Origin of the sequence: Borreliella afzelii, from assembly GCF_014202295.1 — a bacterium.
Taxonomy (GTDB): domain Bacteria; phylum Spirochaetota; class Spirochaetia; order Borreliales; family Borreliaceae; genus Borreliella; species Borreliella afzelii.
Genome location: NZ_JACHGM010000035.1, coordinates 1 through 1,757, shown reverse-complemented (window position 1 = coordinate 1,757; position 1,757 = coordinate 1). Strand labels below are relative to the sequence as shown.

At 34.7% G+C, this 1,757-nt stretch carries 3 protein-coding genes; all 3 read right to left on the bottom strand.

The features are described 5' to 3' along the window. A partial coding sequence (locus HNP63_RS06660) for a DUF228 domain-containing protein (protein WP_183227711.1) occupies nt 1-713 on the bottom strand: 713 nt, incomplete at its 3' end. A gap of 7 nt (nt 714-720) precedes the next feature. Further along, nucleotides 721-1,278, bottom strand: a complete 558-nt coding sequence (locus HNP63_RS06655) for a DUF228 domain-containing protein (protein WP_183227709.1) — start codon at nt 1,276-1,278, stop codon at nt 721-723. 11 nt (nt 1,279-1,289) lie between these two features. Further along, nucleotides 1,290-1,757, bottom strand: a 468-nt coding sequence (locus HNP63_RS06650) for a DUF1357 family protein (protein WP_183227706.1), incomplete at its 5' end; no start/stop codon positions are given.

Genomic DNA, 1,757 nt, shown 5'->3' with positions numbered 1-1,757 from the left:
CCAAAAATTGCAACTTTTATTAAATTAATAGAATAATCTATTCTAGGATATCTATCTTGGGATTGCTCTTGATTCTCATCTTCGGGTGCAAAATTGATTGTAAATGAATCAGAGAGTGCATACGCGTTAATTACAGTCGGAGGCCCTCCGCCAGCCTTGATAATAACCCCGTTATTATTTATGTCTAATATTTCCCCTGCTTTTATACTTGGATTTCTTGTGACAAGGTACCCTTCAAAGTTATTAGTAATTGGCAAAACATATGCTGTGCAACTAAACTCACATACATCAACACATATGCCATACATATCAGTATCAGCACCAACTTCAACATATATAGCGGTCTCTTTCGGAACAAGTTTAACCCCACGCTTATATGGAAAACTATTTTTTGGATCGTAAAAGTATTCCTCTATTTTGTCTGCAAAACTTGAACATGCAAATGAATAAACATCCGCTCGCTCATTCTTAGACTTAAAACAACCAATTGAACTACCAAAAACCTTATTCTCAATCGAGCTCATTGATTTTGCATATTTTTTGAATTTCAAAAGAATATCATCGAGTTCTTGAATCGAATCTAAATAAGAATCTTCTGATTGTGCGTCTTCAGCTTGTCTTGCTTGACGTTTAGCCCTAGGCGCAGCTGGGGCTTCTGCCTGCAAACCTAATTGCGGATTATCAACAACTTGCCCTTTGCCTTTTAAAGCCATAATTTACTTACCCTTTTAAAGCTCTATTCCCAAAAACACTAGCAAGCCCTATAAATAACTCTTCTGTTAATTTATGTACTTTTGAAAGCGCTATAGCATTAATAGATTTTTCAGCTCCAGTAGTCTTTTCAAGCTCCCCATGTTGATTAAAATGAAGCTTGTCACCCGGTTTTATATCACTTCCAGGTTTCTTAAATGTTAAATACCCCGTAAAGTTATTTGTAATCGGCAGTACAGTTGCCATACCACTAAACTCATCTATATCAGTGCATACTCCATATAAATCATCACCACCACCAGCCTCAACTTCAAGTTCTGATGTACCATCAACACTAAAACTAAGCTTGACTCCACGCTTATAGGGATACCCTTTAACAGGATAGTTTTCTATTTTGTCTTTGCTGCTAGTAAAAACACCACCAGAATTAGAATAAATTAGGTTTTTATCTCTAAACTCTAAAGAATTACTAAGCAAACCAGAGTCTTGTTGCGGATTTTTCATTAATGCTTTAATTTCTGCAACTTTTTTATCAAACTCTTCTTTAATTTTTGTAATGTCACTCATTTTAAACTCCTTTAAGCAATGCTTGTTCTTTTATTTCTTTTTAGATTTTCATAAAACTGAGCTCGTCTTTGCTTGTAAGTATTACTTATCGCTTGTACAAACTCCGTAAAATTAATTGGAACAAAATTAGAATCAAGCAAACTTACTCTTTCTTCTGATTTAGCAATAATATTGCCCTTAATAGCGTCAACAGAAGAAGAATTGCTATTAGCATTTTTTCTTAATTTGATATTCACTTTAGCTAAAGAGACAAGTTGCTCTAATATTTCTCCATCGATATGGCTTATATCTGATGCTTTGGCAATAGCTTTAATTTGCTCAATTGGAACAAACTTACGAACAAGTTCTCTACGTTGTGCTTGCATAATATCTTTTAGCGTGTATCCTTTTGCAAGTAGCGTTTCTTTATTAAAATGGCTGCTAAGATGCGCTTTGGCAAGCGTATCAATTTCATTTATGCGCTCGGCCTCTAGTAATAG